This window comes from Kitasatospora sp. NPDC057940 (genome assembly GCF_042887425.1).
In the GTDB taxonomy this organism is placed as follows: Bacteria; Actinomycetota; Actinomycetes; order Streptomycetales; family Streptomycetaceae; genus Kitasatospora.
Map to the genome: position 1 here is coordinate 45,525 of NZ_JBHVPH010000021.1, position 26,331 is coordinate 71,855.

General features: G+C 77.2%; 7 protein-coding genes. All 7 read left to right on the forward strand.

The window, feature by feature from the left end; all coding sequences use genetic code 11:
- Positions 1-32 precede the first annotated feature (32 nt).
- The 7 genes from ACFVTF_RS27230 to ACFVTF_RS27260 all read left to right on the forward strand — a co-directional run bounded on the left by ACFVTF_RS27230 (position 33) and on the right by ACFVTF_RS27260 (position 26,322).
- Positions 33-4,505, forward strand: a complete 4,473-nt coding sequence (locus tag ACFVTF_RS27230; RefSeq protein WP_387817075.1) for an SDR family NAD(P)-dependent oxidoreductase — start codon at positions 33-35, stop codon at positions 4,503-4,505.
- A complete protein-coding gene (locus tag ACFVTF_RS27235; protein ID WP_387817076.1) occupies positions 4,502-13,126 on the forward strand; it encodes an amino acid adenylation domain-containing protein in 8,625 nt (2,874 codons plus the stop codon). Before ACFVTF_RS27230 ends, ACFVTF_RS27235 begins: the two co-directional genes overlap by 4 nt.
- A gap of 100 nt (positions 13,127-13,226) precedes the next feature.
- On the forward strand, positions 13,227-18,752 hold the full coding sequence (locus tag ACFVTF_RS27240) for an SDR family NAD(P)-dependent oxidoreductase (RefSeq protein WP_387817077.1): 5,526 nt from the start codon (positions 13,227-13,229) through the stop codon (positions 18,750-18,752).
- Complete coding sequence (locus tag ACFVTF_RS27245) at positions 18,749-21,910, forward strand: amino acid adenylation domain-containing protein (protein WP_387817078.1); 3,162 nt, start codon at positions 18,749-18,751, stop codon at positions 21,908-21,910. Before ACFVTF_RS27240 ends, ACFVTF_RS27245 begins: the two co-directional genes overlap by 4 nt.
- Positions 21,911-21,984: 74 nt before the next feature.
- On the forward strand, positions 21,985-23,805 hold the full coding sequence (locus ACFVTF_RS27250) for a non-ribosomal peptide synthetase (RefSeq protein ID WP_387817079.1): 1,821 nt from the start codon (positions 21,985-21,987) through the stop codon (positions 23,803-23,805).
- Entirely contained in the window at positions 23,802-25,004 is a 1,203-nt protein-coding gene (locus tag ACFVTF_RS27255; RefSeq protein WP_387817080.1) for an argininosuccinate synthase-related protein, read from the forward strand. Before ACFVTF_RS27250 ends, ACFVTF_RS27255 begins: the two co-directional genes overlap by 4 nt.
- 1 nt (position 25,005) lies before the next feature.
- Complete coding sequence (locus tag ACFVTF_RS27260; RefSeq protein WP_387817081.1) at positions 25,006-26,322, forward strand: acetyl-CoA carboxylase biotin carboxylase subunit family protein; 1,317 nt, start codon at positions 25,006-25,008, stop codon at positions 26,320-26,322.
- The last annotated feature ends 9 nt before the right edge of the window (positions 26,323-26,331 follow it).

Below are 26,331 nucleotides of genomic sequence, written 5' to 3' on the forward strand. Positions count from 1 at the left end.
GCGCGGAGCCCACCTCACCCACGGAGAACACCTTGAACGCACAGCCGGTCATTCCCGACGAGGCCGAGACCGACGGCCGGGTCGCCGTCGTCGGCCTCGCGGGCCGCTTCCCCGGAGCCGATTCCGTCGACGCGCTGTGGGAGCTGCTGGCCTCCGGCACCGAGGCGATCAGCCGGTTCGGCCCCGAGGAGCTGCGGGCCGCCGGGGTGCCGGACGGCGAGGCCGGCAAGCCCGGGTACGTGGCCGCCAAGGGCGTGCTGGCGGACGTCGCCGGCTTCGACTCCCAGCTGTTCGGCTACAACGCGCTGGAGGCCTCGGTCATCGACCCGCAGCAGCGGATCTTCCTCGAATGCGCCTGGGAGGCGCTGGAGGACGCCGGCTGCGACCCCGACCGGGCGCGCGGGCCGATCGCGGTCTACGCCGGGTCGCTGCTGAGCACCTACCTGATCCACAACCTGCTGCCGCGCACCGACCTGCGGGACTCCCTCGGCGTGCCGATGCTCTTCCAGGGCAACCAGCCCGACCAGCTGGCCCCCCGGGCCGCGTACAAGCTCAACCTGCGCGGCCCGGCGGTCAGCGTGCAGACCGCCTGCTCGACCTCGCTGGTCGCGGTGCACCTCGCGGTGCAGAGCCTGCTGTCCGAGGAGTGCGACCTCGCGCTCGCCGGCGGCGTCACCGTCACCGTGCCGCACCGCTCCGGCTACCTGCCGGTGCCCGGCGGCATCGAGTCGCCGGACGGGCACTGCCGGCCCTTCGGCGCCGAGGCGGCCGGCACGGTCTTCGGCAACGGCGCGGGCGTCGTGGTGCTCAAGCGCCTCGCCGACGCGCTCGCCGACGGCGACCGGGTGCACGCCGTCATCCTCGGCTCGGCCGTCAACAACGACGGTGCGAACAAGGCGGGTTACACCGCCCCGGGGGTCGCCGGCCAGACCGCCGTGATCCGCGAGGCGCTGTCCGTCGCGGGCGTCGCCCCGGACAGCATCGGCTACGTCGAGGCGCACGGCACCGGCACCCCGATCGGCGACCCGATCGAGGTCGAGGCGCTCACCGCCGCCTTCCGCGCCGAGCAGGACGCCGACGACAGGTCCGCCACCGGCTGGTGCGGCCTGGGCTCGGTCAAGTCCAACCTCGGCCACCTGGACACCGCCGCCGGCGTCACCGGCCTGATCAAGGCCATCCTGACGGTGCGCGGCGGCCGGATCCCGGCGAGCCTGCACGCCGAGGCCGTCAATCCCGAACTCGGCCTCGCCGACAGCCCGTTCTTCGTCCCGGCCGGCCTCACCGACTGGCCGGTCGCCGACGGCCCGCGCCGGGCCGCCGTCAGCGCCTTCGGCATCGGCGGCACCAACGCGCACGTGATCCTGGAGCAGGCCCCCGAGCCGGCCCCGCGCGAGGCCGCCGCACCGGGCGCCGTCCCCGTCGCCCTGCCGCTGTCGGCCCGCACCGCCGCCGCGCTGGACGCCGCCGCCGAGCGGCTCGCCGACGACCTCGCCGCCCACCCGGACCGCCCGCTGGCCGACGTCGCCCGCACCCTGCGCACCGGCCGCCGCCAGCTGGTCCAGCGCCGCGTCGTGGTCGCGGACGACACCGCCGCCGCCGTGGCCGCGCTGCGCGGCGCCGGCCGCCGGGAGTCGGTCCGGGCCCGCGCCGGGCAGGGCGCCGCCCCCGTCGCCTTCCTGCTGCCCGGCCAGGGCGCGCAGTACCCGGGCATGGCCCTGGGCCTGCACCGGGCGCACCCGGTCTTCCGGGCCGCCCTGGACGAGGCCGCCGACCTGCTGCGCCCGCACCTGGGCCTCGACCTGGTCGAGCTGCTGCGCGGCGGCGACGCCGACCTGCTGCGCCGCAGCTCCGTCACCCAGCCCGCCGTACTGGCGGTCGGCCACGCCACGGCCGCGCTGTGGCGGCACTGGGGCGTGCGCCCGGCGGCGCTGCTGGGCCACAGCCTCGGCGAGTACACCGCGGCGCTGCTCTCCGGCGTCCTCGACCTGCCCGAGGCGCTCGCCCTGGTCGCCGCCCGCGGCCGGCTGATGGAGCAGACCGCGCCCGGCGCGATGCTGGCCGTCCCGCTGGACGAGGCGGCCGCGGCCGACCTCGCCGCCGCGCACGGCCTGGACCTCGCCGCCGTCAACGGACCGGGTGCCTCGGTGCTGTCCGGCACCGCCGAGGCCGTCGAGCGGGCCGCCGCCGAGCTGGGCGAGCGGGGCCTGCGCGCGCTGCGCCTGCCGGTGGAGCGGGCCTTCCACAGCGCCCTGTGCGCACCCGCCGCCGAGCAGTTCGCGGCCGAGCTCGCCAAGGTGACGCTGCACGAGCCCACCGTGCCCTTCCTGTCCAACCTCACCGGCGACTGGATCACCCCGGAGCAGGCCACCGACCCCGGCTACTGGGTGCGCCAGATGCTCGCCCCGGTGCGCTTCCACGACGGGCTGACCCGCCTGGCGGCGCTCGACGAGCGGATGGTGCTGGTGGAGACCGGCCCCGGCAGCGTGCTGACCGACCTGGCCCGCGCGGCCGCCGAGGGCACCGCCGGGCCGCGGCTCGCCCTGCCGCCGCTGCCCACCCGCGGGCGGCGCGGCGCCGAGGACGAGCCCGGCAGCGCCGTCCTCGCGCTCGGCAGCCTGTGGGCGCACGGCGCCGCCGTCGACTGGGAGCCCGTCGACGCCGACGCCCGCCCCGCCGACCTGCCCGGCTACCCCTTCGAGCGGCTCCCGCACTGGATCGAGCCCGCCGTCCCCGGCCGGGCGCCCGCCACCGCGCTGCCCGCCGCGGACCTCGACGCCGTCCACGCGACCGTCAACTGGCGCCAGCTCGCCGAGGCCGCCGGGGACGACCCGCTGGCCGGCCGCCGCCAGACCTGGCTGGTCCTGCTGGACCGGGCCGGCGCCGCCCAGCCCCTGGTCGAGCTGCTGACGGCACGCGGCCAGATCGTCACCACCGTCCAGCCCGGCCCGGCCTACCGCCGGGTGCGCCGCGGCGTCTACGAGCTCGACCCCGCCGACCCGGCCCAGTACGCGAAGCTGCTGGCCGACCTGCGCGGCCTGGTCCGCACGCCCACCGCCGTCCTGTACGCCTGGGGCCTGGACGAGACGCCGGACGAGACCGCCGGCTACTTCGGCCTGGTCCACCTCGCCCGGGCGATGTCCGCCGAGAGCGTGCTGAACGAGGTCCGGCTCGGCGTCGTGACCGCCGGGGCCTTCCCGGCCGCCCCCGGCGAGCAGCCCCGGCCCGCCGCCGCCCTGCTCAGCGGCCCGGTCCAGGTGCTCGGCGAGGAGTACCGCAACCTGCGCTGCACCCAGGTCGACCTCGCCGTCGGCGCCGCGCTCGACGAGGCCGCCGCCGACGCGGTGGTGCGCGCCGTGCTCACCGGCCCGGCCCGGCTGCTCGCCCTGCGCGGGGGCGCCCTGCTCACCCGCGGCGTCGAGCCCGCCGAGCGCCCCGTCCCGACCGCCCCGGCCCGGGTGCGCCCCGGCAGCACCTGGCTGCTCACCGGCGGCCTCGGCGGGATCGGCCTGACCCTCGCCAGCGCCCTGGCCCGGGCCGGCGCCGCCAAGCTCGTCCTGCTCGGCCGCGGCGCCGCAGACGAGGCCGCGCTCGCCGCCGTGCGCGCGAGCGGCGCCGAGGTGCTGGCCGTCCAGGCCGACGTCACCGACGCCGCGTCGCTGGACCGGGCGCTGGAGCAGACCCGTGCGGCCTTCGGCCGGATCGACGGCGTCGTCCACGCGGCCGGCGTGCCCGGCGGCGGCTCCGTCGAGCTGCGCTCCGACGACAGCATGCGCACGGTCCTCGCCCCCAAGACCGCCGGCCTGCGCCACCTGCTCGCCGCGCTGCGGCCCGGGGAGGCCGAGGTGCTGGTGCTCTGCTCCTCGCTCGCCACCCTGATCCCGACCTACGGCCAGGCCGACTACGCGGCCGCCAACGCCTACCTCGCCGCCGTCGCGGAGGCCGAGGCCGCGCGCGGCGAGCGCCACGCGGTGGCCGTCGACTGGGACATGTGGGCCGGCGTCGGCATGGCCAGCCGGGCCGAGGTCCCCGAGGCCCTGCGGGCCTTCCAGGCCGACATGCTGGCCGGCGCGCTCACCCCCGAGCAGGGCGCCCGCGCCTTCGCCGCCCTGCTGGAGGGCCCGCCCGGACGGGCCGTGGTGGCCCGGGCCGGCGCCGCGATCGCGGACGGCACGCTGCGCACCTCCGCCGCCCCGGCCGCCGAGGCCCCCCGGACGGCGGCCCTGCCCCGCCCCGAGCTCGCCACGCCGTACACCGCCCCGGCCACCCCGACCGAGGAGCGCCTGGCCGAGATCTACGCCGAACTGCTCGGCCTCGACCGGGTCGGGGTGGACGACGACTTCCTGGAGCTCGGCGGCCACTCGCTGCTGGCCGCCCAGATCGCGGCCCGGCTGCGGGCCGAGTTCGAGGTCGACGTCCCCGCCCGGGTCTTCTTCGAGGGCGGCCGCGTCGCCGACCTCGCCACCGAGATCGAAGACCGCATCCTCGCCGACCTGGAGAACCAGTGACCAACCCCGCAGGCCGCCGCGAGGACCGCCTCGCCCGGCTCACCCCCGAGCAGCGCGCCGCCTTCGAGGCGCGCGCCCGGGGCCGCGCAGGCACCGCCCCGGCCACCCCGGCCGGCCCCGCCGCCACGGCCCCGGCCGTGCCGCCGCGCGACCCGGCGCAGCCGGCGCCGTTGTCCTTCGGCCAGGAACGGCTCTGGTTCCTGGAGCAGCTCACCCCCGGGCTCGGGGTGTTCAACGAGTACGTGGGCCTGCGTCTGAGCGGCCCGCTGGACGTCGCCGCGCTGGAGGCCGCGCTGGACGGCCTGGTGGAGCGGCACGAGGCGCTGCGCACCGTCATCGCCGCCGGCCAGGACGGCCCGGTGCAGCGGGTGCTGGAGCGCACCGCCCCGGTGCTGCGGGTGGTCGAGCCGGCCGGCGGCGAGGCCGGCTGGAGCGAGGCCGAGGAGCGCGCGCTGGCCGAGCGCGAGGCGGCCCTGCCGTTCGACCTGGAGCACGGCCCGCTGCTGCGCGCCCTGCTGATCCGCTCCGCGCCCGAGCGCGCCCTGCTGGTCGTGGTCAACCACCACCTGGTCGGCGACGCCTGGTCCCGCGCGGTGCTGGTGGAGGAGCTCTGCGCCCGCTACCGGGCCTTCCGCGAGGGCGGCCCGGCCCCCGAGCCGCTCGCCGTGCAGTACGCCGACTGGGCGCAGTGGCAGCGCCGCGAACTCACCGACACCGCGCTGGCCGAGCCGCTCGGCTACTGGCGCGAGCGGCTGGAGGGCGCCCCGCACGTCCTGGAGCTGACCACCGACCGGCCCCGGCCGGCCGTGCCCAGCCACCGGGGCGGCCGGGTGCACTTCACCCTGGACGCCGCCACCACCGAGGCCGTGGAGGCCGCGGCCCGGGCGGCCCGGGCCACCCCGTTCATGGTCACGCTGGCCGCCTGGCAGGCCGTCCTGATGCGCCACTCCGGCCAGCAGGACGTCGTGGTCGGCGTGCCCACCGCGGGCCGCGACCGGCCCGAACTCGCCGGGCTCGTCGGCATGTTCGTCAACAGCCTGGTGCTGCGCTCGGACCTCTCCGGCGACCCGACCTTCGGCGAACTGCTCGGCCGGGTGCGGGAGACCTCGCTGGGCGCGCTGGCCCACACCCAGGTGCCCTTCGAGCGCCTGGTCCGCGAGCTGCGCCCGGACCGCGACCTCAGCCACGCCCCGCTCTACCAGGTGCAGTTCGGCTACCGCAACGTCCCCGCCCCCGACATCGCCCTGCCCGGCGTCACGGTCGAGCTGGTCGAGCTGGACAACGGCCTGTGTCGCACCGACCTGAGCCTGGAGCTCGCCCGCGACGGCGAACTCACGGCAGGCGTCTGCGAGTTCAGCGGCGACCTGTTCGACGACGACACCGTGCGCACGCTGACCGAGGCGCTTCAGCGGGTGCTGGCCCGCGGCGCCGCCGACCCCGGCCTGCGGCTCTCCGACCTGCTCGCGCTCACCCCCGTCGAGCAGGCCCTGCTGGCCTCGGCCGGCGACGGCCCGGCGCTGCCCGAGGACGCGCCGGACGTCGTGACGGCCTTCGCCGAGGCCGTGCGCACCCGCCCGGACGCCGAGGCCGTGCTGCCCGGCGGCCGCCCGGAGCTGGCCCTCACCTTCGCCCGACTGGACGCCCGGGTCGACGAGTTGGTCGCCCGGCTCCAGGCCGCCGGGGTGCGCCCCGGCGACCGGGTCGGCCTGTGCCTGCGCCGCGGCACCGACCTGCCCGCCGCCATGCTCGCCGTGCTCCGGGCCGGCGCCGCCTACCTGCCGCTCGACCCGGACTACCCGGCGGCCCGGCTGCGCCACGTGGTCGAGGACGCCGAGCCCGCCGTGGTCGTGGTGCACGCCGCGACCCGGGACGCCGCGCCCGCCGGTGCCCCGCTGCTCGACCTCGACGCCCCGGCCGAGTCCGAGTCCGCCGCGCCCGCGCCCGTACCCCTGGACCCGGACGCCCCCGCGTACGTCATCCACACCTCCGGCTCGACCGGCCGCCCCAAGGGCGTCGTCGTGCTGCGCCGCAACCTCACCGCCTTCCTGGCGGCGATGGACCGCGTGCTGGCGGACGACGGGGAGCCCGCCACCTGGCTGGCCGTCACCAGCGTCTCCTTCGACATCTCCGTCCTGGAACTGCTCTGGACGCTCAGCCGGGGCCACCGCGTCGTGGTCAACCCCGACCCCGGCACGGCGGCCCCCGCCCCGGCCGCACCGGCCTCGCAGGACGCCCCGGACGCCCCGGCCGTCCCCGAGTTCAGCCTCTTCTACTTCGCCAGCGACACCGCCGGCGCCGAGCCCGGCCCCGACCAGTACCGGCTGCTGCTGGACGGCGCCCGCTTCGCCGACACCAACGGCTTCTCCGCCGTCTGGCTGCCCGAGCGGCACTTCCACGCCTTCGGCGGGCCGTTCCCCGCCCCCTCGGTGCTGGCCGCCGCGATCGCCCAGGCCACCGAGCGGATCGGGATCCGGGCCGGCAGCGTGGTGCTGCCGCTGCACCACCCCGTCCGGGTCGCCGAGGAGTGGTCGGTCGTCGACAACCTGTCCGGCGGGCGGGTCGGCCTCTCCTTCGCCTCGGGCTGGCACGCGGACGACTTCGTCCTCGCCAAGGACGCCTACCAGGACCGCCAGGCGCTCACCGTCAGCGGGATCGAGCAGGTGCGCCGGCTGTGGCGCGGCGAACAGCTCCCCTTCGAGGGGCCCGGCGGCCGCACCGTCGACGTCCAGGTGCTGCCCCGCCCCGTCCAGGCCGAGCTGCCGTACTGGCTCACCTCCTCGGGCAACCCCGAGACCTGCCGCACGGCCGGCCGGGTCGGCGCCCGGCTGCTGACCCACCTGCTGGGCCAGAGCGTCGAGGAGCTCGGCGAGAAGATCGCCCTGTACCGGGAGGCCTGGCACGAGGCCGGCCACCCGGGCGAGCCGCACGTGACCCTGATGCTGCACAGCTACGTCGGCGCCGACGCCGCCGACGTCCGGGCGCACGCCTGGCAGCCGTTCCGCGACTACCTGCGCAGTTCGGTCGGCCTGATCGAGAACCTGGCCCGCGGCCTCGGCATGGACGTGCGCAGCAGCGACTTCACCGCCGAGGACCAGGAGGCCCTGCTCGACCACGCCTGCGCCCGCTACCTGGGCCACGGCTCGCTGATCGGCACCGCCGAGGAGTGCCTGCCGCTGGTGCACCGGCTGGCCGCGGCCGGCGTGGACGAGATCGGCTGCCTGGTCGACTTCGGCGTCGACACCGACGTCGCGCTGGCCGCCCTGCCCCGGCTGGCCGAGCTGCGCCGCGCCGCGGCCGCCGCACCGGCCCCCGCCCCGGCCGCCCTCGCGGTCGCGGCCGAGACCGAGCTGACGGCGCTGGTGCGCGCCCACGGCGTCACCCACCTGCAGTGCACACCCTCGCGGGCCCGCACCCTGCTCGACGAGGCCGAACCGCAGGCCCTGCGCGGCCTGCGGCAGCTGCTGCTCGGCGGCGAGGCCCTCGACGCCGAGCTGGTGCGCCGGCTGGCCGAACACCTCGGCGGCCCGATCCGCAACATGTACGGGCCGACCGAGACGACCGTCTGGTCCACCACCGCCGAGGTCGACCCGGCCGAGGGCCTGGTCACCATCGGCGGCCCGATCGCCGGCACCACCGTGCGCGTCCTCGACCCGTACGGGCGGCGGGTGCCCGTCGGCGTGCCGGGCGAACTCCTGATCGGCGGCGCCGGGGTGACGGCCGGCTACCTCGGGCTGCCCCAACTCACCGACGAACGCTTCGTCGCCGACCCCGGGTCGGCCGATTCCGACCCGGCCGACCCGGCCGACCGGCTGTACCGCACCGGCGACCTCGTCCGCACCCTGCCCGACGGCCGCCTCCAGTACCTCTCGCGCAACGACCACCAGGTCAAGATCCGCGGCTTCCGGATCGAGACCGGCGAGGTCGAGGCCGCGCTCACCGCGCTGCCCGGCATCCGCCAGTGCGTGGTCACCGCCTACGGCCTGGGCACCGCCCGGGCCGCGCTGGCCGCCTACCTGGTGCCCGAGGACCCGGCCGCCCCGCCCGCCCCGGCCGAACTGCGGGCCGCCCTGGCCGGGCAGCTGCCGGGCTTCCTGATCCCGTCCCGGTTCATCCCGCTCGACGCGCTGCCGCTCACGAGCAACGGCAAGGTCGACCGCGCGGCGCTGCCCGCCCCCGAGACCGTCCCCGCCGCCGGCCGCGACCGCACCGCGCCCGCCACCCCGACCGAGGAGCGGATCGCCGCGATCTGGCGCGAGGCCCTGACGCTCGACGAGGTCGGCACCGAGGAGGACTTCTTCGAGCTCGGCGGCCACTCCCTGCTGGCCGCCCGGATGGTCGCCGGGATCCGCCGCGACCTGGACGTCCAGCTGCCGCTGCGCACCCTGTTCGACTCGCCGACCGTCGCCGCCCTCGCCCGGGCCGTGGACGCGCTGGGCGCCGGCGGGGCCACCACCGCACCCGCCGAACCGGTCGAGCTGCTGCCCGACCAGGCCCGCCGCCACGAGCCCTTCCCGCTGACGGACGTGCAGCGCGCCTACTGGATCGGCCGCAGCGGCGCCGTCGGCGGCGACGTCGCCTGTCACCTCTACCTCGAAGTGGACGTCGCCGACGTCGACCCGCTGCGCCTCCAGGACGCCTGGCAGGCCCTGGTGCGGCGGCACGACGCGCTGCGCCTGGTCTTCGCCGAGGACGGCACCCAGCGCATCCTGCCCGAGGTGCCCGCGTACCAGCTGGCCGTCGAGGACCTGCGCGGACTGCCGGAGGCCGAGCGGGCCGACGCCCTCGCGGGGACCCGCGCCCGGATGTCGCACCAGGTGCTGCCCGCCGACACCTGGCCGCTGTTCGAGCTGCACGCCAGCCGGACCGAGGGCACCGACGCCCGGCTGCACCTGAGCATCGACACCCTGATCGCCGACGGCGGCAGCGTGCAGATCCTGCTGCGCGAGCTGCTGGCGATCTACCAGGGCTCGCTCGACCCGCGCCCGATGGAGCTCTCGTTCCGCGACTACGTGCTGGCCGAGCAGACCCGCCGCCAGGGCCCCGCGCTGCAGCGCGACCTCGACTACTGGCACGGCCGCCTGGAGACCCTGCCGCCCGCCCCCGCGCTGCCGCTGGCGCGGCGCCCCGAGGAGCTGACGCAGACCAGGTTCCACCGCCGCGAGGCGCACCTGCCCGCCGAGCTGTGGGAGCGGCTGAAGGGCCGGGCCGCCGCCGGCCGGGTCACGCCCTCGGCGCTCGCCCTGGCCGCCTACGCCACCGTGCTCGGCACCTGGGCGGCGGCCGACCGCTTCACCCTCAACCTGACCCTGTTCAACCGCGTCGGCGAACACCCCGACCTGGCCGCCATGGTCGGCGACTTCACCGCGCTCAGCCTCTTCGAGGTGGACGGCGCCACCGCCGGCTCCTTCGCCGACCGGGCCCGCCGGCTCCAGGACCGGCTCTGGGAGGACCTGGACCACCAGCTGGTCAGCGGCGTGCGGGTCGGCGGCGACCTGGCCCGCCGGCGCGGGGTGGCCGACGCCGCCATGCCGGTCGTCTTCACCAGCGAGCTCGGCGCCGGCGAGGTCGGCGGCAGCCGGGTGCTGCGGGAGCTCGGCGCCAAGGTCGCCCACACCATCACCCAGACCCCCCAGGTCTGGCTGGACCACCAGATCTCCGAGGACGAGGGACGGCTGCGGCTGACCTGGGACGCCGTCGAGGAGCTCTTCCCCGAGGGCCTGCTCGACGCGATGTTCGAGGCCTACACCGGCCTGCTCACCGCCCTCGCCGAGCGGCCCGACGCCTGGACGGACCCGTACCTGGCCGCCCTGCCCGCCGCCCACGCCGAGGCCTACCGCGCGCTCAACGCCACGGACGGCCCGCGGCCCGACGGGCTGCTGCACGAGCCGTTCCTCGCCCAGGCGCGCACCGCCCCCGAGCGGACCGCCGTGGTCTCCGCCACCGGCACCGTGACCTACGGCGAGCTGGAGCGCGCCTCCGCCGCCGTGGCCCACGCGCTGCGCGGCGCCGGCGTCGGCCCCGGCGACCTGGTCGGCGTGCGCGCCGACCGGGGCTGGGAGCAGGTCGCGGCCGCGATCGGCGTGATCCGGGCCGGCGGCGCCTACCTGCCGCTGGACGCCGGACTGCCGGCCGCCCGCGTCGCCCGCTCGCTCGAACACGCCGGTGCCACCGCGCTGCTCGCCCGGGAGTCCTGGGACGCGGCCGGCGCGGTGCCGGCCGGCGTCACCCTGCTGGGCTTCGAACAGGCGCTGGCCACCCCGGCCGGCGCCGAGCCGGCCCCGGTGCCCACCACCCCGGCGGACCTCGCGTACGTCATCTACACCTCGGGCTCCACCGGTGACCCCAAGGGCGTGATGATCGACCACCGCGGCGCGCTCAACACCGTGGTGGACGTCAACGACCGCTTCCGGGTCGGCCCCGCCGACCGCGTCCTCGGCCTCTCCTCGCTCGGCTTCGACCTCTCGGTGTACGACCTGTTCGGCACCCTCGCCGCCGGCGCCGCGCTGGTGCTGGTCGGGCCCGGGGAGGAGCGCGACCCCGCGCGCTGGTCCCGGCTGGTCGCCGAGCACGGCGTCACCGTCTGGAACTCCGTCCCCGCGCTGATGGAGATGCTGCTCGCGTACGCCGGCGGCAACCCGGCCGCCGACCTGGAGTCGCTGCGCCTGGTCATGCTCAGCGGCGACTGGATCCCCGTCGGCATGCCCGACCACGTCCGCGCGCTGTCGCCCAAGGCCGAGGTGATCAGCCTGGGCGGCGCCACCGAGGCGTCGATCTGGTCCGTGCTGCACCCGATCGGCGCGGTCGAGCCGGGCCGCCCGAGCATCCCGTACGGGCGGCCGATGCGGAACCAGGGCATGGTCGTCCTGGACGAGGCCTTCCGGCCGCGCCCGGTCGGCGTCGCCGGCGCCCTGTTCATCACCGGCGTGGGCCTGGCCGTCGGGTACCGCAACGCCCCCGAGCTCACCGCCCGGGCGTTCCCGACCCACCCGGTCACCGGGGAGCGCCTGTACCGCACCGGCGACCTGGCCCGGCTGCTGCCCGACGGCGAGCTGGAGTTCCTCGGCCGGGAGGACTGCCAGGTCAAGGTGCGCGGCATGCGCATCGAGCTGGGCGAGATCGAGTCGGCGCTGGTCCGGATGGACGGCGTCCGGGAGGCGGCGGCGCTGGTCGAGGGCAGCGGGCTCGGCGCCCGGCTCGCGGCCTTCGTGGTCCGCGAGGCCGCCCGGCCGCAGCCCGCCGCCCCCGCTCCCGCGCCGGCCCCGGCCCTGGACGCCGAGCGGGTCCGCCGGCTGGAGGCGCGGCTGCGCCAGCCCGGCCGCCGCGCCGACCTGGCGGGCCGCGAGGTCCTGCCCTTCGCCCTGCCGACCGACACCCTGGACCTGCGCCGGGCCGCCGCCCTGCGCGGCGCCGCCACCGGCTTCGCCGACGCCCCCGTGCGGCTGGCCGACCTGCACGCGCTGCTGACCGTGCTCGCCCGCCAGGACGAGGACGGCGTGCCCCGGTACGCCTACGGCTCGGCCGGCGGCCTGTACCCGGTGCAGACCTACCTGGCCGTCGCCCCCGGCAGGGTGGCGGGCCTGCCGGCCGGCACCTACTACGTCGACCCGGCCGGGCCGGCGCTGGTCGCCCTCGACGGCGCACCGGGCTCGGCCCGGGCGCTGGACCGGGCGCTCTACAGCGAGGCCAACGGACCGCTGCTCGACCAGGCCGGCTTCGCCGTCTTCCTGGTCTCCCGGACCGCCGCGATCGCCCCGGTGTACGGCGAACTCGCCGACCGCTTCTGCCTGTTGGAGGCCGGGGCGATGGCGCAGCTGCTGCGTCACCGCGCCGCCGACTGCGCGGTGGCGCTCTGCCCGATCGGCGACGTCTTCCCGGAGCCGCTGCACGAGGCGCTGCGGCTGGAGGACGGCCAGCGCGTGCTGCACACGCTCGTCGGCGGCCGGCCGCTGAACGCGGCCGCCGAGGAGCCCGGCTCCGGCACCGACTGGACGGCCGCGCTGCGCGACGCGCTCGCCGAGCGGCTGCCCGGCTACATGGTTCCGCAGCAGGTGCGGGCGGTGGAGGCGCTGCCGCTGTCCGCCAACGGCAAGGTCGACCGGGCGGCGCTCGCCCGGCTGGGCGCCGCGGTGCCCGCCCCCGCCGTCGTCTCCGCCGTCCCCGTCGCCCCCGCCCTCGCGGCGGCCCCTGCGGCCCCGGCGGCACGACCGGCGGCGCACGGGCCGGGCGCGCTCGGCGCGATGGAGCGGCTCACCGAGCTGTGGCGGGAGGTGATGGACGGGGCGGAGGTCGGCGTCGACACCAACTTCTTCGAGGCCGGTGCCAACTCCATCCACCTCGTCCGGGTCCAGCGGCGGATCGCCGAGGACTTCGGGCAGGAGCTCTCGGTGGTCGAGATGTTCGACCGGCCGACCATCCGCCACCTGGCCGAGCTGCTGGACCGCCCGGCCGCCGCCCCGGCGCCGCAGGCCGCACCGGCCGCACCGGCCGCGTCAGCACCCGCGCCCGCCCCGGACACCACCGCACCCGACACCGCGCAGCCCGCCGGCGGCGACCGCCGGCAGCACCACGAACGGCGCCGCGCCGCCCGCCGGGGCGGCTCCGGCACCGGCCCGACCGGCTGACCCCGACGGCCGGCGGCCGACACCCCGCACCCCGTGCCGGGCGTCGGCCGCCGGACCCCCGCGAGCCGCGTCGCATCACCACCCATGAGGAGAAAGCCCGATGACCACCCACGCCCCCGGGGGCCCGGCCGCCGCACCGCCGGACCTGCCGGACGCGATCGCCGTGACCGGCCTCGCCTGCCGGTTCCCCGGAGCTCCCGACACCGGGGCCTTCTGGGCCAACCTGGTCGCGGGCCGCGAGAGCGTCACCTTCCGGAGCCCCGAGGAGCTGGCGGCCCTGGGCGTCCCCGCCGAACGGCTGGCCGACCCCCGGTTCGTCGGGGCGGGCGGCGTGCTGGAGGGCCTCGCGGAGTTCGACGCCGAGTACTTCGGCATCCCGCCCCGCGACGCCGAGCTGATGGACCCCCAGCACCGGCTGTTCCTGCAGTGCGCGGTCACCGCGCTGGAGGACGCCGGGCAGCTGACCGACGGCGTCGAGGGCGGCGTGGGCGTCTACGCCTCGGCCGGCTTCAACTCCTACCTGACGCACCACCTGCTGCCCAACGCGGCCCACCTGGCCGACCGGGCCGACGTCCAGTGGCTGGCCGCCGGGGACAAGGACTACCTCGCCACCCAGACCTCGTACCGGCTGGGCCTGACCGGCCCGAGCCTGAGCGTGCAGAGCGCCTGCTCCTCCGCCCTGCTCGCGGTCCACCTGGCCGCCGAGGCGCTGCTCAGCGGCGAGTGCGACGTGGCGCTGGCCGGCGCCGTCTCCGCCGGCATCGGCCAGGGGCTCGGCTACCTGCACGCCGAGGGCGGCATCCTCTCCGCCGACGGGCACTGCCGCCCCTTCGACGCCGACGCGACCGGCACGGTCTTCGGCAGCGGCGTCGGCGTGGTGGTGCTGAAGCGGCTGGCCGACGCGGTCGCCGACGGCGACACCGTGCGGGCCGTGCTGCTCGGCTCGGCGGTCAACAACGACGGGAACCGCAAGGTCGGCTTCACCGCCCCGAGCCTGGACGGACAGGTCCGGGTCGTCTCGGCGGCCCAGTCCGTGGCCGGGGTCACGCCCGGCGAGGTCTCCTGCATCGAGGCGCACGGCACCGGCACCGCGCTCGGCGACCGGATCGAACTCGCCGCGCTGGGGCGGGTGTTCGCGGACGCCCCGGACTCCCGCCGGGTGCTCGGCGCGGTCAAGTCGAACGTCGGCCACCTGGACACCTGCGCCGGGATGGCCGGGCTGATCAAGACGGTGCTCGCGCTCCAGCACCGCACGCTGCTGCCGACCGTGCACTTCGAGAGCCCCAGCCCCGAGCTGGCCCCCGGCCTGTTCCGGGTGCTGACCGAGGCCGAGCCGTGGACCGGCCGCGACGGCGCCCGGATCGCGGGCGTCAGCTCCTTCGGCATCGGCGGCACCAACGCCCACCTGATCCTCCAGGACGCGCCGTCGCTGCCCGCCGAGCCCGCCGCCGAGCCCGCGCAGTGGGAGCTGCTGCCGCTGTCCGCCAAGAGCGAGCGGGCGCTCGACCGGGCCGCCGAGCGGATCGGCGCGGCGCTGGCCGCCCCCGGTGCGCCCGGCGCGGGCGACGCCGCGTTCACCCTCCAGACCAGGCGGCGCCACCACCCGTGGCGGCGCGCCGTCCTGACCGGGCGCTCGGGCGAGGCGTCCCCCGCCGCCCAGGCCGTCCAGGCCGCCGGGACCGGCCGGAAGGTGGCCTTCCTCTACCCCGGGCAGGGGGCCGGCCACCCCGGCATGGCGGCCGAGCCGTACCGCGCCGAGCCGCTCTTCCGCGCCGCGCTCGACCGTTGCCTGGAGGCCCTGCGGCCGTGGACCACGGCGCCGCTGCGCGAACTGCTGCTCGACCCGGCCCACCCGGACCTCTTCGACCGGACCGAGACCGCCCAGCCGGCCCTGTTCGCGGTGGAGTACGCGCTCACCGCGTGGTGGACGGGGCTCGGCATCCGGCCGGTCGCACTCGCCGGGCACAGCGTCGGCGAGTTCGCGGCCGCCTGCGCCGCCGGGGTCTTCGACCTGCCCGGCGCCGCCCGGCTGGTGGCCGAACGCGGCCGGCTGATGGGCACCATGGCGCCCGGCGCGATGCTCAGCGTCCCGCTGCCCGAGCCGGAGCTGCGCGCCCTGCTGGACGACCCGGCCGGGCCGGAGCTGGCCGCCGTCAACGCGCCCGACCGCTGTGTGGTGGCCGGCGCCCCCGAGGCGGTGGCCCGGCTCGCCGAGCGGCTGGCCGCGCGCGGTGTGGCCGCCCGGCAGCTGGCCGTGCGCCACGCCTTCCACTCCCGGGACGCCGAACCGCTGCTGGAGGAGTTCGCCCGGCTGGTCGCCACCGTCCCGGTCCAGGCGCCCGCCGTGCCGCTCGTCTCCGGCCTGACCGGGCGTGAGCTCACCGCCGAGGAGGCCGCGTCGCCGCAGTACTGGGCGCGCCAGCTGCGGCACACCGTCCGCTTCGCCGACGCGCTCGCCGCGCTGCCGGGCGACGGCCCGCTGCTGGAGCTCGGCCCCGGCCGGGGGCTGAGCGGCTTCGCCGTGCGGACCCTGGGCGCCGGACGCCCCGCGCTGCCCACCCTCGGCGGCGCCGCCCCCGCCCCGGAGCAGCCGCCGGCCCGGCTCACCGCGCTGGCCCGGCTGTGGGAGCGGGGCGCCGAGGTCGACTGGTCCGCCCTCGGCGAGCGCGCCGGGCGCCGGCACGTCCCGCTGCCGGGCTACCCGTTCGAGCCCACCCGGCACTGGTTCGAGCCCGCCGCCGAGCCCACCACCGCCGCGCCCGCCGCCGTCACCGTCCCGGGCCCCGCCGGGCCCGCCCAGGTCTCCGACGGCGCGAGCGGCGTGGACGACTGGCTGCACGTCGTGTCCTGGACGCAGGCCCTGCCGCCGTCCGGCACCGGGCCGCTCCCGCCGTCGGTGCTCCTGCTCGCCGACGAGTCCGGCCTCGCCGAGGCCGTCGCCGGGGAGCTCGCCGCCGCCGGCGCCCGGGTCAGCCTGGTCCGCGCCGAGACCTCCACCGCACTCGACACCCCCTTCACGCTCGACGCCGACGACCCCGCCGCCTTCCCCGCGCTGGCCGCCGCCCTGGCCGCGCGCGGCACCGCGCCGGACGCCGTCCTCTCCTGCTGGGCCCTGGACACCCCGCCGCTGCACCGGGCCACCCCGGGCGAGGCGGCCGACGGCGCGCTGCGCGCCCTCACCGTCCCGGTCCAGCTGGCCCGGGCCCTGGGCGAGGCGTTCCCCGGCCGTCCGCTGCGGATGCTGCTGGTCACCGACGCCGCCCACGGGGTGCACGGGCAGCCCGCCCGCACCCCGCAGGCCGCCGCCGGGCTGGGCGCGGTGCGGGTGCTGCCGCAGGAGCTGCCCGGCGTCACCGTCCAGGCCCTCGACCTGGACTGCCCGACCCGGGAGCCCGAGGAACTGGCCCTGGCGGCGCAGACCGTGGTGGCGCAGCTGCGCGCCGGGCAGGCTGCGGCGCCGCTGACCGCCGTCCGCGGCCGGGCGCACCTGGTGCCGGCCCCGGAGCGGCCCGTCCTCACCGACCCGGCCGGGCCGCAGCCCGCCGCGCCGTCCGGCGTGTGGCTGGTCACCGGCGGCCTGGGCGGGATCGGTCTGGCCGTGGCCGGCCACCTCGCCGGGGACGCCGACCGGACGCTCGTCCTGCTCACCCGCCGCGCCGTCCCCGACGGCGCCGGCTGGCGGAGCCTGCGCCCCGAGGGTGCGGCGCCCGCCGCGAGCTGCCCGCCGGAGCTGGCCGAGGCCCTCGCCGGGCTGACCGCGCACGGCGCCCGGCTCTGCCTCGTCCAGGCGGACGTCACCGACGAGGCCGCGCTCGGCGCCGCGCTCGACCTGGTCCGGGCCGCGTACGGCCCGATCGCCGGGGTGGTGCACGCCGCCGGGGTGCCCGGCGGCGGTGTCACCGCCCTGCGCAGCGCCGGGGAGATGGCGCGGGTGCTCGCCCCCAAGGTGCTCGGCACCGTCCTGCTGGAGCGGCTGACGGCCGTGGACCGGCCGGTGCTGGTGCTCTGCTCCTCGGTGCTGGCGGTCACCGGCGCGGTCGGCCAGGCCGACTACACCGGCGCCAACGCCTTCCTGGACAGCTTCGCCTCCTGCTCCCGGGCCGCCGTGTCGATCGGCTGGGACCGCTGGTCGCAGACCGGCATGGCGCTGCGGTCCGGCCGGCGCGACTGGCTCGACGGCGGCGAGGCGCTCGACCACGCCCTGTTCGACGCCCGCCGGGCGGAACCGGACGGGACGGTGGAGCTGCGGCTGCGCCGCACCGGGCAGAGCCTCTGGCCGGCCGAGGAGCACCGGATCGGCGACGTCCCGGTCCTGCCCGGCACCGCGCTGCTCGAACTCGCCGTCGCCGGGCACCGGTTGGCGGTCGGGGACGGGCCGGTCGAGCTGGACGCGGTCTTCACCCACCCGCTGCGGATGCCCGCCGACGCCCCGCCCGAGGTCACCCTACGGCTGCGCCCGGCGCCCGACGGCGGGCACCTGTGGGAGGTGCACTCCACCGCCGCGCCGTCCAGGCCGCACGCCCAGGGCCGGATCGCGCCGTACGGGGGCGACTCCCCCGAGCGCCTGGACCTCGACGGCCTCGCGGCCCGCTGCGCCCCGGTGCCGCAGGTCGCGGTGGCCTCCGCCGCCGGGGAGCGGCCCGGCGGCGCCAGCGGGCTGCGCACCGGGCCGCGCTGGGAGAGCGTCACCGAGGTCCGCGAGGACGGGAGCGGCCAGGCGATGCTGCGGCTGCGCCTGCCCGAGGCGTTCCACGGCGACCTGGCCGCGCACCCGCTGCACCCCGCGCTGCTGGACACCGCCACCGGCGCCGTCACCGCCCGCACCGGCAGCCACCTGCCGGTCGCCTACCGCCGTCTGGTGGTGCTCGGCCCGCTCGGCCCCGAGGCCGTGGTGCGGGTCGACCGCCGCTCCGGTGACGCCGGGGCGGGCGACACGCTGGTCGTCGACGTGGTCGTCGCCGGGCCGGACGGCACTGCGGCCGTGCTCGTCGAGGGCTTCGTGCTGCGCCCGGCCCCGGCCGCCCCCGGCCCGAACGCTCCCGGCCCGAACGCTCCTGGCCCGGACATGGAGGGCGGCATCCCGACCCGGCAGGGCCTGCTGGCCTTCGACCGGATCCTGGCCAACCGTCACCTCCCGCACGTGCTGGTCAGCCCCCGCGCGGCCGGGCCGGCCGCGCCCGTCCCGTTCGCGTCGCAGGCCGCGCCGTCCGCGCCGCAGGCCGCCCCGGCGACCGGCCCCGAGGGGCTGGAGGAGCAGATCGCCGCAGTCTGGTCCCGGCTGCTGGGCGTCCCCCGGATCGGCCCCGAGGACAGCATCTTCGAACTCGGCGGCGACTCCCTGCTGATCGTCCAGATCACCGCCGAACTCCAGCGGCAGGGCCTGACCGTCTCCCCCGGCGACCTCTTCGCCCACCCCACCGTCGGCCGGCTCGCCGCCCGGCTGCGCGCGGACCGCGCGCCCGCCGCCGCACCGGCGTCCGACACCCCCGCCCCGCCCACCGCTCCCACCGAGCCCGATCCGGCCCCCGCGAAGGGGTCGGGCGAGGCGTTCTCGGACGCGGACCTCAGCGAAGACGACCTGGCCCGGGTATTCGCCCTGTTCCGGTCAGGAGAGGACACCAAGTGAACGACATCGAGGACATCTACCCGCTCTCGCCGACCCAGGAGGGGATGCTCTTCCACAGCACCACCTCCCCCGAGCACGGCCTGTACGTCGAGCTGACCACCTTCCGGGTGCGCGGCGAGCTGGACCTGACGGAGCTGGGAGCCGCCTGGCAGCGGGCGATCGCCCGGCACCCGGTGCTGCGCACGGCCTTCGTCCGCGAGCGGATCCGCACCCCGCACCAGGTGGTGCTGCCCAAGGCGGACCTGCCGATCGAGTTCCGCGACCTGTCCGGGCTGGACGAGCCGGCCCGGGAGCGCGCCGTCGCCGAGGAGCTGGAGCAGCGCGCCCGCGAGCGCTTCGACCTGGCCCGGCCGCCGCTGATGCGGCTGCTGGTGCTGCGCCTGCCCGACGAGCACCTGGTGGTGTGGACGTACCACCACCTGCTGCTGGACGGCTGGTCCGCCGCGCTGCTGCTGGCCGAGGTCACCGCCGGACTGTCCGGTGACGCCGCCGAGCGGCCCGCGCCGCCCGCCTTCCGCGAGTACATCGCCTGGCTGGGCCGTCAGGAGGCCGAGCGCGACCGTGCGTTCTGGACCGGCTACCTGGCGGGCTACCGCGAGCCGGCGACGCTGAGCCTGCCGGGCGTGCGCCCGGGCGCCAAGCCGTCGGGCGACTTCCGCACGGTGCGCGCCGAGCTGCCCGCCGGGACCGTCACCGCGCTGCGGCGGCTGGCCGCCGGCAGGGCGACCACGCTCAGCAGCCTGGTCGAGGCCGCCTGGGCGGGGACGGTCGCGCGCCACAGCGGCCGCGACGACGTGGTGGTCGGCGTGACCGTCTCGGGCCGCCCCGTCGACCTGGACCGGGCGGACCAGATGCTCGGGATGTTCATCAACACCGTCCCGGTGCGGGTGCGGATCGACCGGGAGCTGTCCGGCGACGAGTGGCTGGCCCGCCACGCCGCGACCCGCCACCCGCTGCTGGACCACCAGCACACCCCGCTGACGGACATCCAGCGCTGGGCCGACACCGCGCCCGGCGTGCCGCTGTTCGACACCGTCGTGGTGGTCGAGAACTACCCGGACCGCACCGAGGCGGTGCTCTCCCACGGCGCCGTCACGGTCAGCGACGTCCGCTACGAGACCCGGACCAACTACCCGGTCACCCTGGTCGTGCGGGCCGCCGCCGAGATGCAGCTCCAGGCGGTGGTGGACGCCGGACGGATCACCCCGGAGGAGACCGGCGCGCTGCTCGACCACGTCGTCGCGGTGCTGACCCGCATCGCCGAGCAGCCCGGCCGCCCGGTCCGCGAGCTGCTCGCCGTCCCCGAGGCGGCCCGCGCCCGCCAGCTCGACACCTGGAACGGCAGCGAGATCGACCGCGGCGAGCCGTCGGCCCTGCTGTCCGGGCTGATCGACGACGCGGTCCGCAGCCGCCCGGACCACCCGGCGGTGGTCGACCAGCAGACCCGGTACAGCTACCGGGAACTCGACCGGCGGGCCGACGCCCTGGCCCGGCAGCTGGCCGCGCGCGGCGTGCGCCCCGGCGACCGGGTGGGCGTCTGCCTGGGCCGCAGCGCCGACCTGGTGACGGCGATGCTGGCCGTCGCCCGGGCCGGGGCCGCGTTCGTCCCGCTGGACCCGGCCCACCCGGTGGAGCGGATCGGCCTGGTCCTGGCGGACGCCGCCCCGGCCGTGGTGCTCACCGACGCGACCGGCGCGCCCGCGCTGGCCGGCTGGGACGGCACCGCCGTCGACCTGGCCTCCCTGGACCTGACCGCCTCCGATCCGACCGCCGCCGAACTGCCGGGCGCCGCCCCCGACAGCCTCGCCTACCTGATGTTCACCTCCGGCTCCACCGGCCGCCCCAAGGGCGTCGCCGTCGGCCACCGCGCGCTGGCGAACCTGGTGGACAGCCTGGCCCGCCGGCACCCCGGCCTCGACGGCGACACCCGCTTCCTCGCCCTCACCACGCTCAGCTTCGACACCTCGCTGGCCGAGCTGCTGGTGCCGCTCGCCGTCGGCGCGACGGTGCACGTGGGCGGCCAGGCGCTCGGGCTGAGCGGCCGCGAACTCGACCGCTACGGCGTCGAGCACGGCATCACCGCGCTCCAGGCCACCCCGTCCCGCTACCGGGCGCTGCTGGACTCCGACTGGCAGGGCGCCGGCCGCCCCCGGCTCTACAGCTGCGGCGAGGCCTTCCCCGCGGACCTGGCGGCGCCGCTGGCCGAGCGCGGCGAGTCGGTGTGGAACATGTACGGGCCGACCGAGACCACCGTGTACTCCAGCGTCGAGCGGATCACCGCCGACACCACCCGGGTCACCGTCGGCCGCCCGATCGCCAACACCGTGCTGCACGTGCTGGACACCGTGGACGGCGAGCTGCTGCCGGTCGGCTGCGTCGGCGAGCTGTGCATCGGCGGCGACGGCGTGGCCCAGGGCTACTGGCAGCGGCCCGAGCTGACGGCCGAGCGGTTCGTCACCGACCCGTTCACGGGCGGCCGGATGTACCGCACCGGCGACCACGCCCGCCGCCTGCCCGACGGGCGGATCGAACTGCTCGGCCGGATGGACCGCCAGCTCAAGCTGCGCGGCTACCGGATCGAGCCCGGCGAGATCGAGCAGGTCCTGCTGGCCCTGCCCGAGGTGGCGGCCGCCGCGGTCGCCGTCCGGGAGGGCCGCCTGGTCGCCTGGGTGGTGCCCGCCGAGCGGGGCGCCCCGCTCGACGCCCCCGGCGTCCAGGCCGGGCTGCGGCGCTCGCTGCCCTCGTACATGGTCCCCGAGGCGGTCACCGTCCTCGCCGAGCTGCCGCTCACCCCGGCCGGCAAGACCGACCTGCTCGCCCTGCCCACCCCGGGCGGGTTCGCCGACGAGGCCGCGCCGACCGGCGGGCCGGGCGGCACGGCGGACCACGAGGCGCTGGTGGCCCGGCTGTTCCGCGAGGTCCTGGCACTGCCGGAGGTCGGTCCGGACGACGACTTCTTCGAGCTGGGCGGCGACTCGCTGCGCGCCCTGCGACTGGTCTCCCGGCTGGAGGCGGAACTCGGCTGCTCGCTCGACATCGAGCTGCTCTTCGACTCCTCCACGGTCCGCGACCTCACCGCGGCCATCGGCCCCGCCCTGGCCGAAGCCGACGCAGACGCCCCGGGCTCCGACACTCCGGGCTCCGACACCGACCAGTGAACCAACCGGCGTCCCGGCCGGCCCCGGCCGCCGGGACGCCCCTGCACCGACCACACCGATTGGACACAACCCTCATGGCTAGCCCTACGGCCACGATTCTCGACGACGGCGAACGACGGCTCGACACCCTGCTCCTCTCCCGCTGGGAAGCCGACCCGGCGCACCCCGCCGTGGTCGACGGCGACCGGGTCCTGCTCGCGGGCGAGCTCAGGGACCGCACCGTGCGGGTCGCCTCGCTGCTGCGCGAGCGGGGCGTGCGCCCGGGCGAGCGGGTCGCCGTCTACCTGGAGCGCTCGGCCGACTTCGTGGTCGCCGTGGCCGGGGTGGTCCTGGCCGGCGCCGCCCAGGTCGCCTTCGACGTCAACGACCCGGTCGCCCGCACCCTCGACATGCTGGCCGACTGCACACCCCGGCTGCTGATCACCACCCCCGAACTGCGCTCCCGCTTCCCCGAGTTGCCGGGCACCGAGGTCGTCACCGTCGACGAGTGCGCGGCGGCGGACCCGGCCGTCCCGTTCGAGCCGGCGGCCGACCTCGCCGAACAGCCCGCGGTCGTCATCTACACCTCCGGCTCCACCGGCCGGCCCAAGGCCTCGCTGATCCCGCACCGCGCGGTGACCACCCGCCTGCGGGCGCTCCAGCGCAGCCACGGACTCGGCCCGGACGACCGGATGCTGCACCACACCGCGTGCAGCTTCGACATGTTCCTGATCGAGGTGTACTGGCCGCTGATCACCGGCACCACCGTCGTCATCGCCGCCCCCGGCCGCCAGCGCGACGCCGACTACCTCGCCGAGACCATCCGCGCGGCCGACATCACCATCTTCTACTGCGTGGTCTCGCTGCTGGAGCTGTTCCTGCTGGCCCGCGGGCCCGAGGAGCGCTTCGACGGCCTGCGGCGCGTGCTCACCGGCGGCGAGCCGCTCGCGCCCGAGCTGGTCCGCCGCTTCCACGCCCAGTCCACCGCGCCGCTCACCAACCTCTACGGGCCGAGCGAGTGCACCATCTACTGCACCGCCTGGGTGCCCCCGCGCGACCCCGGCCTGGACACCGTCTACATCGGCCCGGCCATCGAGGACACCACCCTGTGGATCCTCGACGAGGACGGCAAGCCCGTACCGGACGGCGAGCCCGGCGAGCTCTACATCGGCGGCGAGGGCCTCGCCCTCGGCTACCTCAACCGGCCCGAGCTCACCGCGGAGCGCTTCGTCCCGGACCACCTCGGCGACGGCTCCGGCCCGCTCTACCGCTCGGGCGACCTCGTCCGCACCCACCCGGTGGGCGGCCTGGAGTTCCTGGGCCGGGTCGACCTCCAGGTGAAGATCCGCGGCTACCGGATCGAACTGGGCGAGATCGAGTCCGCCGCCCTGCGGGTGCCCGAGGTCCGGCAGGCCGCCGTGGTGGCCCACGGCCGCGGCAGCGACGCCCGGCTGGTCGGCTTCCTGGTGCTCGCACCCGGCGCCGAGTCCGCGAGCGTCACCGCCGCCGTGCGCGAGACGCTGCGCGGCGCCCTGCCCTCGTACATGGTCCCGGCGTCGCTGGCCACCGTCGACTCGATGCCGCTGACCGCCAACGGCAAGCTGGACCGCGCCCTGCTGACCGAGCGGGCCGGAGCCGTCCTGCCCGCCGTCACCGACGAACCGCAAGCACCGCCCGGCGACGGCGTGGCCGCCACCGTCAGCACGGTCTGGTGCGAGGTCCTCGGACTGCCCGCCATCGGCCCGGACGACGACTTCTTCGAGATCGGCGGGGACTCCTTCAAGGTGGTCCGCGCCACCCGCAAGCTGGAGGCGCTGCTCGGCGTCGAGGTCCCGATGCACCTGATGTACGACGAGCCCACCGTGACGGCCTTCACCGCCGCCCTGGCCGAGCAGGGAACGGAGGGATCGCGGTGACTCCCCAGGTCGTCCGTTCCTTCGGCGAGCTCGACGCGATCGCCCGCGATCCGTCGGCCCCCGTCGTCACCCTGTTCAGCGGCGGGCTGGACAGCAGCTACCTGCTGCACCGCCTGGCCCGGGCCGGCGCCCGCAACGTCCACGCCGTCAGCGTCGACCTCGGCGAGGACGAGAGCAGCGAGCACAAGCAGCGGATCGCCGACCGGCTCGGCATCCGGCTGCACCTGGTCGACGGCCGGCAGGAGTTCGCCGAGGACTACGTCCGCCCGGCCATCGCCGCGCACGCCGTCTACCTCGACACCCACCCGGTCAGCTCCTCGCTCAGCCGCCCGCTGATCGCCAAGGTCGCCGTCGACACCGCCCGCGAACTCGGCGCCACCACCGTGCTGCACACCGCCAACCGCTCCCAGAACACCCTGCGCCGGCTCAACGGCGCCCTCGAACTGCTCGGCTTCGCCGGGCGCTACGGCAGCCCGTACGACCTGGACCCGGTGGACCGGGACCAGAAGATGCGCGAGCTCAAGGAAGCCGGCCTGGAGCAGCTGAGCGAGCGGCTGGTCAGCGGCGACTCCAACCTGTGGTGCCGGGAGTTCGAGTCCGGGATCCTCGACGACCCCGAGGACCACGCCGTGCCCGAGCGGCTCTACCAGTGGAGCGCGCTGCGCCCCGCCGAGGCCCCGGAGGCCGTCGAGGTCGCCTTCGAGGCCGGCCGTCCGGTCGCGGTGGACGGCCGCCGGCTGCCGCTGACCGAGCTGATCGACACCCTCAACCACCTGGTCGGCGCGCACGGCCTCGGCCGGTACAGCGGGCTCGAACACCTGGGCCACGGGCCGAAGGTGCTGGAGATCCGCGAGATGCCCGCCGCCTGGCTGCTGCTGCGCTCGCGCCGCCACCTGGAGACGGCCACCCTCTCCGCCGAGCTGCTGCGGGAGAAGCTGAACCAGGAGCAGCTGTGGGTCCGCGAGGCGCTGGAGGGCCGCTGGTTCGGCGAACTGCGCCGGGCCAGCCAGGCGTTCATCGAGGTCTGCTCGGCCCACGTCACCGGCTCGGTGCGGTGGCGGCTCTCGGCGGGCTCGGCCGAGACCCGGGCCGTCGTCGCCGACCGGCCGCTCTACCTGCGCGACCGGGAGGCCTGGGAGCACCGGTCCGTCGCCGCCGAGCGCGCGGCGTTCGGCCCGAGCCGGCCGCAGGAGCGCTGACATGGGCGGCTCGAACCCGACCGACCACCCGGCGCCCCCTTCGTCCCCTTTGACTCCTTCGCCTCCGGTGCTGCTGGTCGTCTACGGCCGGGGCTCGGCGACCGCGCGCGGGGTCCTGACCGCCGGGCGGCGGCTGTGCACGGCGGTCTTCCTCGGCGACCTCGGCGACCCGAAGGTGGCCGCCGACCTGGCCCAGCTGCCGAAGTCGGCCACCGTGGTGGACACGGCCGGCCTGACCGAGGAGCAACTGTGCGACCGGGCCGCCGAGTTCGGCGCCGCCGGAGTGATCACCTTCAGCGACCACCTGCTCCGGACGGCGGCCGCCGTGGCCGAGCGCTGCGGCGTGCCGTTCCACGACCGCGCCACCGTCGAGGTCCTGGTCGACAAGTTCCGCCAGCGCGAGGCCCTGGCGGCGGCGGGCGTGCAGGCCACCGCCTGCCGGACGGTCCGCTCCGCCGCCGACCTCGGCCCGGCCCTCGCCGCGACCGGGCTGCCCGCCGTCCTCAAGCCCCGCTCGGGGGCCGGCAGCGTGGACACCTGCCTGGTCCGCAGCGCTACCGAACTGGCCGACCGGTACGCCGAGTTCACCGAGGGCGTGGCGAGCCCGGCGGTGTTCGTGCTGGAGGAGTACCTGGTGAGCGACCCCACCGTGGTGGGGGAGTTCTGGGGCGACTACGTCTCGGTCGAGTCCGCGATCCGCGACGGCGAGATCCGCACCGTCGCGGTCACCGGCAAGCTGCCGCTGGCTCCCCCGTTCCGGGAGACCGGCTACTTCACCCCGGCCCTGCTCCCCGCCGGCCTGGCCGACGAGGTCGTGGCCCTGGAGCAGCGCGCGCTGCGGGCGCTCGGCATCCGCGAGGGCGTCACCCACACCGAGATCAAGTTCACCCCCGACGGGCCGCGGCTGATCGAGGTCAACGGCCGTCTGGGCGGACACGTCTCGGACGTCCTCAAGCGCTCCGCCGGGACGGACCTGCTCGCCCTCGCCCTGCGGCTGGCACTCGGCGCACTCGGCGCCTTCGACCCGCCCGAGCCGGTGCTCGCCCTGGGCGCGGACTGCCCGAAGGTGGCGTTCCAGTACTTCATCTCCCCGCCCGCCGACGGCCTCGCCCCCGGCTCCGGCGAGGTGCTCGACGGCCTCCACCACCTCCCCGGGGTGGACCTGGTGGACGCCCGGATCGACCCGTCCTGGCGGGCCGACTGGCGGGCCGGCACCGAGTGGCTGATCGGCACGGTCTACGGCTCCGCCCCCGGGCACCCCGAGCTCCGGGCCACCGTCGAGGGCATCCACCGCACGATGGCCGACTTCTGGTCCTGACGGCCCCAC

What these genes read in the sequence shown, in the direction of transcription:
- ACFVTF_RS27260 (WP_387817081.1), top strand. Translation starts at nt 25,006, where the DNA reads ATGGGCGGCTCGAACCCGACCGACCACCCGGCGCCCCCTTCGTCCCCT.
- ACFVTF_RS27240 (WP_387817077.1), top strand. Translation starts at nt 13,227, where the DNA reads ATGACCACCCACGCCCCCGGGGGCCCGGCCGCCGCACCGCCGGACCTG.
- ACFVTF_RS27250 (WP_387817079.1), top strand. Translation starts at nt 21,985, where the DNA reads ATGGCTAGCCCTACGGCCACGATTCTCGACGACGGCGAACGACGGCTC.